This window comes from Nocardioides antri, from assembly GCF_008373765.1.
Classification (GTDB): domain Bacteria; phylum Actinomycetota; class Actinomycetes; order Propionibacteriales; family Nocardioidaceae; genus Nocardioides; species Nocardioides antri.
This window is the reverse complement of the sequence record NZ_VUJW01000055.1, coordinates 1-256: the sequence shown is the minus strand read 5'-3', so window position 1 is coordinate 256 and position 256 is coordinate 1. Positions and strand designations below refer to the sequence as shown.

Genomic DNA, 256 nt, shown 5'->3' with positions numbered 1-256 from the left:
CCTGCTCCAGCGGCCACGGGACGTGCCTCACCGCACGGCGCTGATGGCTGCGCTCGTGACGTTCTACGGTCTCGCGTGGATGGCCGGTGGCAACGACATCATCGCGATCAAGATGCACCTGTCGATCAACCAGGTGACCTACGCGCTGCGGGTCCTCATCTTCGTCGGCCCGGTCCTCGCGTTCATGATCACCAAGCGATGGGGCATCTCCCTGCAGCGGCACGTCCGCGACCGCCTGCTCCACGGCCGTGAGGCC

At 66.8% G+C, this 256-nt stretch carries 1 pseudogene; it reads left to right on the top strand.

From position 1 onward, the window contains the following. Positions 1-55 precede the first annotated feature (55 nt). Positions 56-256, top strand: a pseudogene (locus F0U47_RS20410) (cytochrome bc1 complex cytochrome b subunit); the annotation flags it as partial.